Annotated in this window: 5 protein-coding genes; 3 read left to right on the top strand and 2 right to left on the bottom strand. The window is 59.0% G+C overall.

Going from position 1 to position 6254, the window contains the following annotated elements; all coding sequences use genetic code 11:
- Positions 1 to 314: 314 nt before the first annotated feature.
- The 3 genes from L1A08_RS07200 (at position 315) to L1A08_RS07190 (ending at position 4437) form a co-directional block, all read left to right on the top strand.
- Entirely contained in the window at positions 315 to 1553 is a 1239-nt protein-coding gene (locus L1A08_RS07200) for an SGNH/GDSL hydrolase family protein (RefSeq protein WP_238755638.1), read from the top strand.
- A 211-nt stretch (positions 1554 to 1764) separates the two neighbouring features.
- The gene (locus L1A08_RS07195) at positions 1765 to 3045 is read left to right on the top strand and encodes a DUF4339 domain-containing protein (protein WP_238755637.1); all 1281 of its coding nucleotides are present in this window, start codon (positions 1765 to 1767) and stop codon (positions 3043 to 3045) included.
- A gap of 9 nt (positions 3046 to 3054) precedes the next feature.
- Positions 3055 to 4437 carry a sensor histidine kinase gene (locus L1A08_RS07190; RefSeq protein ID WP_238755636.1) on the top strand — a complete coding sequence of 461 codons (1383 nt, stop codon included), beginning with the start codon at positions 3055 to 3057 and terminating at the stop codon, positions 4435 to 4437.
- Positions 4438 to 4446: 9 nt separating this feature from the next.
- Here L1A08_RS07190 and L1A08_RS07185 read toward each other — a convergent pair whose 3' ends face one another.
- Both L1A08_RS07185 and L1A08_RS07180 read right to left on the bottom strand, forming a co-directional pair.
- The gene (locus tag L1A08_RS07185; RefSeq protein WP_238755635.1) at positions 4447 to 5703 is read right to left on the bottom strand and encodes a hypothetical protein; all 1257 of its coding nucleotides are present in this window, start codon (positions 5701 to 5703) and stop codon (positions 4447 to 4449) included.
- Positions 5704 to 5761: 58 nt separating this feature from the next.
- Complete coding sequence (locus L1A08_RS07180; RefSeq protein ID WP_238755634.1) at positions 5762 to 6181, bottom strand: DNA polymerase ligase N-terminal domain-containing protein; 420 nt, start codon at positions 6179 to 6181, stop codon at positions 5762 to 5764.
- Between the last annotated feature and the right edge of the window lie 73 nt (positions 6182 to 6254).

Below are 6254 nucleotides of genomic sequence, written 5' to 3'. Positions count from 1 at the left end.
GATCGGAGATCCCCCCCTGAGAGATCGCGAATCACACAATAGGGTTGGCTCAGACGTGCACGTCTGGGCCATCCCATCCAAGCGTTATGAACGATTGACGTCCAACTCCGTTCTCCCACCCTGCGGCGGCTGGTCGCCAGCGTTGCGAGGGGTTTCGCTGGGTCAACGGCACTTCATAACAGGTATGTCCCGCAAGGTTTGTCACGGGGATTTTTCCAATCGGGCTGATTCCGGCGGTTTTCGCTTGGCAAGCGGGTAGAATTGCTGTGTGATAGCCGGCTGGAAATCTTATTGTCTCACGTCCCGGAGTGCCCGTGCCTTCTTCGAATCGACCGATACATGTGCGACTGGATCGCTATTCGCGACGCCGGCGGTTGCTGCTTGTCTCGTGCGATATGGCATCCAATCCGTCCGCTTATGACGAATATGTCGATGAGCAGATCCTGCTCGATCCAGAAGTCGTGAAGCTGGTGAACGCCTCGGCGGAGTACATGGCGAGCAAGCTCTCGTACGACGATTCGATCGTCGGGGCGGCTTCCACGCTGATCAAAGGCTCGGCCACCGGCTCGGCGGTTCTGGCCGATTTCCCGGATGTCGAGTACGAAATGGTTCCGCCAGGCGGTCATTCCTCCGGGGAAGATGAGAACGAGGATCCCGCATCGATCTTCGACGATGCTGGTCGATATGCTGCTCACGCTCAGCAGAACAAATCCTCAGACACACCGCAGAAATCCGCGGAAACCGTCGCCGAGACACCGAAGCCGGTCGTGCGGCCGAAGGTTTCGCAGCCTGTCACACCGGCTGCTCCACGGCGGGATCTGAAAGACCTGCTCGACAAAAAGCCGATCGTGGGCGGCGACAACCTCAACAAGATTCGCGGCTGGCTGCATCAATCACAGTCCCGCGTCTGGATGTTCGTTGGCGATGATACAACCGCCTGGCTGCGGTATCACGGCGAGCCGGGGTATGTCGAAATGTTCCGGCATCGCATCCGCTGGGAACTTCGGCGATTTCCCGATCTGATTGTGAACGCCGGCGTGCGTCGGGCGAGCATCGACGATCTGATCAAGATCACGACACAGGGGCTGCTGCAGTGCCGAGCCGATGCCGTCTTCTTCATGCCGGGTCGCACGGATGTGAAACTGGCCGTCGAGAGTCCGTTCGACTATTCCGAACGCCTGCGGCATCTTGCCGAGCTGATCCGTTCGCAGGGGGCGGAGCCCGTTTTCCAGACACCTCCTGTTCCCGTCGTCGAAGAGTCGGACGAGAGCTCACCACTGCTCCAACTGGCCGATCTGATCCGCGAAGTGGCGATTGTCGAAGGGATCCCGTTGATCGACCATGCTGAGTTCTGGCAGGAACAGAAACAGGCCGGATGGATCTCAGGCGAGGAGAACGGTGTCAGCACTCAGGGTCAGCAGGCTCTATCAATGCTGTTCTTCTCGGAGCTGGATCTGTTTGACCGGTCGAGTCAGTTGTGCTCGAAGATCCAGTCCATGTGGTCGACGACGGTAAATTCCAGATCCTCGGCAGTTCCGGCAAGCCACTCTTGAAACCCGCCCTCGCGACTGTCATGATGATGACGGTTGCCCCGCGCCGCTGCTCGCATCGACCATCCTGCCCCGTTGAAGGCGCTGTGCCGCCTTCCGGTAGCGGAGGAAGCTCAGGTCTCAATGGCCTTTCGCCACCAGTCGCTACCTGAAACGTTAAGACTGTCGCGCTTCCGCGAATTGATCTCCTTCTACGCCGACGATCCGAACAGCCATGACTGATTCCACGTCCAAGTCCCCGTCACAGTCCGACGAACTGGAGTTCTTCGACAACATCGACGATTTCCAGCTGGAGCCGAGTCAGGCAGCCGCCACGCGGCAGCCGGTCGAAGACGAAATTCCTTCGATCGATGACTTTGTGATCGACCGCAGCGCAGCCGCCCCCCGAGGTCCGAAAGCTCCGGCCGATGCCTGGTACCTGCAGGTTCTGGGGCATGAGATGGGACCGTTTCCATTCAGGGAACTGGTTGAAATGGTCATGGCGGGCAAGGTCGGCCCTAAAGATCTGATTCGCAGTGGTTCCCAGAGTGCATGGATCGCCGCTGGAGAAATCGACGGATTGATCCCCAAATCGACAACCACGGAAGATGACGATTTCGAGCTCGGCAGCGGAGTCCGCGTGAGCAGCGATCAGCCCGAACAACCTGCCAATCCGTCAGGGATTCAGGTGGTGGGAGGGCAGATTAATCGCGTCCTCACCGAGAGCGAAAAGAACCGGCAGCGTCGAGCCGAACAACAGCTCGAAGCAGCTGCTCCGTCGGAAGCCGCTCCCGATGAAGCGCCCGTCCCCACGAAAGAAGAGCGGGAAGCCGCCCGTCGAGAGGAGATTGCTGATCGACTCAACGCCTGGCTCGATGATCGCGTCCAGCCTGCAGCAGACGAGTCGCTCGATGATGAGAGCGACGTTGATGATACCCAGCTTGCCCGCGGGATGACGCCGGCGGCAGGCTATACCATCCCGCCGACCACAGCGAGCACATACGGCACGCCGACTCCTGCGGGCGGTGTCGCGCCCCCTCGCCCGATGCCCCGAAAGAAGCCCAAGTCATCCGGCGAGTCGATCTTTTCACGAATCGGCGGGATGTTCGGCAGCGTTTCAGCTCCTGAAGTCTCGGTCAAGCCGCAGCACATGATTGCCCTGGGAGCGATTGTTCTCGTAGCCGCGATCATGTACCTCCCCTCAATGGTCGGCGGGACCGACGACGAGGCGATCTATATCCGCTTCAAGGAGATCTACAGTCAGATTCAGCAGTTCCGCTCCAGCAATCCCAGCGCGATGACCGCGATGCAGCAGCAAGTGGTCCCGGAAGTTGAGGAGAAGGTTCAGGATCTCCTGGATGCCGGAGCGGGAGCCGCTAAACCAATCAAACAGCAACTCATGTGGATCGGTCGCAACTGTCTGATCCCCATGATCAAGAATCCCTCGGCGGAGCCGACCGAGCTTGATGAGCGGATCAAAAGTCACTTTGAGGCCATCGACGGCCTGAAACAGTAGCGGGCCTCGATGGAACATCCCCCCAAAGCATCTGGCTCGGCCGCCAATCCGGTCGTCCCCCAGCGGAATCTGCCTCTGGTCACATTCCGTTTCCCCGGAGCGATCAGCGTCCACTGGTTTATCAACCTGCGCTGGGTGGCGGTACTTGGGCAGTTCTTTACGATTCTCTGCGTCTGGCAGTTCTTCCAGATCCCGCTTCGCGTGCAGCCACTGCTAATCACCGTCAGCGTGACCGCATTCAGCAATCTGGTCCTGATGTTCTGGTATCTGGGATATCGACGGACGACGTCCGATCCCGTCCGGTCCAGACTCTGGCACAACGTGCTGGCCACAGTGATGGCGCTCGACCTGTTCCTGCTCACCTGCCTGTTGTATTTCAGCGGGGGTCCGACCAATCCGTTCTGGATCTTCTTCTTCGTCAATCTCTGTCTGGCCGGCATTGAACTGACGGCTCTGGTCGCGTGGTGCCTGAATTTTCTGGCCGTCTTCTGCTTTGCCTTCCTGCTGTTCGATCACTCCTCGCTGCTGGTTCCCGGCCTGAATGCCCTGCTCCCCCCGATTCGTGAAACGGGCGTCATCACGCTAACGCACAATGGGGTCTTCGTGGCGTTTATCACGTGCGCTTCGGTCATTGTGTCATTCACAACGCTGGTGACCTCCAAGCTGCGTAAACGTGAGGAAGAGCTTCGTCAGCTGGAAGCCAAACGAATCCGTGGCGAGAAACTCGAAGCGCTGGGAACCCTGGCAGCCGGGGCGGCTCACGAGCTTGCCACACCGCTGGGGACGATCGCGGTGATCGTCGGAGAGCTGCATCGGGAACTGGAAACCCAGAACCTCGATTCACAGATCCGCGAGGATGTCGGAGCGATTCGTAAAGAACTCGACCGCTGTCGTGCCATCCTGAATCATATGTCGGCTCAGGCCGGAGAAGGCAGCGTCGAGAAAAAGATCGATGTCTCTGGAGACTACCTGCTGAAGATGATCCTCGACGGACTTAAGGACCAGGATCGCATCGATGTCGAGATCACCCCGGATGCCCAGGCGTGTCAGGTTCACGTGGAGCCTTACGTGACGGCTCAGGCACTTCGAGGGACGGTCAAGAATGCCATTGAAGCCTCCACTTCAGACCGGCGGGTGCAAGTGCGAATGCAGACGAAACTCAACCGACTGCAATTGATCGTGGAAGATCATGGAGAGGGGATGCCTGAGCACATTCTCGATCGCGTGGGTGAGCCGTTCTTTACGACTAAGACGACCGGCAAAGGCATGGGTCTCGGCGTTTTCCTGACACGCACCGTCGTCGATCGGCTTGGCGGTTCGATGCAGGTCGATTCGAAGCAGGGCACCGGGACGACCGTTACCTGCAGTATCCCCTGCCAGCCGGCCTCGTAAGCGAAGACGTCAGAGACTGGCCGTCCGCATTGTTCCTCCATGGTGATGCGAGCACAGCAATCCGGGAATCACGGCCAGCGACGCTCCTGCTTCCAGTCGGAGAACATCCGCCTGTTCCGGTGGTGATTCGCGATGGTTCCACCAGGTCGCCAGCCAGCGTCGACGGATGCCCCGCAGTTCGACTTCAATTGCAGAGATCGCCCGGCCGCTGTCGAGAACTTCACTGGCCCAGGTCGAAAGCGTGACGGCTTCTCCGCGCTCGTTGTCCAGCGGAAACAGCAGCAGCTTGCCGGAAGGCAACCGATCCGGAAAGATGACGCCCTGTCGCGGAGAACTGCTGCGGTGTTCGAAAATCGTCGTCAGATCGACATGCTGATCCTTCAGGAACTTGCGTCGTTCGACAACCATCTTTCCGACCGCCTGAACCGGAATTGGCGATTCGATGTTCGCATGCGCCTGCTTCTCTTCTGATCGCGTATCGACGTTTCGCGAAGGCTCGCTGGCCTCAGCACTCTGCTCTGTCGAAACGATGGCGCTGGAGGCGATTGGTTCTGACACAGGTTCGTTCAATCGGTTGGTTACATCGTGGAGTAAAGCTGGCTCGGGCTTCAATTCTGCTTTGCGAGGAACCAGTGTTGCCGAGAGCCTTTCGCGGACGGGATTGGGTCGTCGCGGATCCGGGTTGGCTCCTACTTCATTAAGCAGCATGGTCTCCCAGAGACGTCGACAGAACTCCTGGAGGTCGAAGCCGCGACCATCCGTCCGTAGCGGCTCTTCCGGTCCCCGTCGCTGTTCGGGGCATTGATAATACTCGCTGCGGGTTTTCTGAAGAATCGCGTGCTGGCGGCTCACGACATAGGCCGAGAAGCCGGAATAGCGTCGGAGAACTTTTCCCTCGGGCGTGCAGACGATGACGGCTGCTCCATCAATCGGATGCGACGGAGACGTCTGCAGGATTGTCAGTACCTGTTCCCAGTTCGTGCAATCGGGATCGTTGGACAGATCGTTGCGGCTCGAGGAGAGAACGATCCAGGAATCGGGGAAGTCAGGCCGCATTGCCCGAGTCTTGCCCACGACCACCGGCAAGCTTGCCACGCCGGTCGCCCGCCAGTAACCGTAGTTGAGCAGGAGCCACTGGAGTGTGGCTGGCAGATCAATGCCGAGCTGTCGGCCAGCCTGCTTGATCGCCTCAGCCGATTCCGGCTGCGGACCGCGAAACCAGACGGCATTGCTCTGTACAAACTCCTCGAACTCATTCAGCGTCATGACATCCGTTTCAGTTGTTGGCGACCGGAGTCTCGAATCGTTTCTTGAGTCTTATTCGTTACTCGCCGAGTGGAGATTCATCAACGTCGGGCATGAAGGCCAGCACCCACTCGGCGGAATCCACGGCAATTCGATTCAGAGATACGAATCCCGAGGCGTGATTTCCTTCCAGACGCAGTTCCCAACAATCGGCTGTCGCCGACAGGAGATGAAACCACCCCGACTCGACCTGTTTGACCGATCCCCGGTTCCGGCTGACCGGCCCTTCGTAATCGAGGTAGTGCATCCGGTGGTCGGGCAGTTCTTCGGCGGGGATTCTCGTGACCTCGGCTGTTCGATGCAAGTCGTGTTCCGACGGGGCCGGATTCGAGCCGAGAGGCCTCGTCAGTCGCCATGTCCGCAGAACCGTTCCGGCTTCGAACATGAGGTCCCAGTGCAGGAAGGGATGATCGTGCTCCAGGATCACAAATCGGGGCACAACGGTAGTTCCTGCAATTCCACGGGCGATACAGAGAGACAGGTCGAAAGGGGCATGTTAGAGGATCGAGCCG

It is taken from the genome of Rubinisphaera margarita, assembly GCF_022267515.1.
Taxonomy (GTDB): Bacteria; Planctomycetota; Planctomycetia; order Planctomycetales; family Planctomycetaceae; genus Rubinisphaera; species Rubinisphaera margarita.
This window is presented reverse-complemented; position numbering and strand designations above follow the sequence as displayed.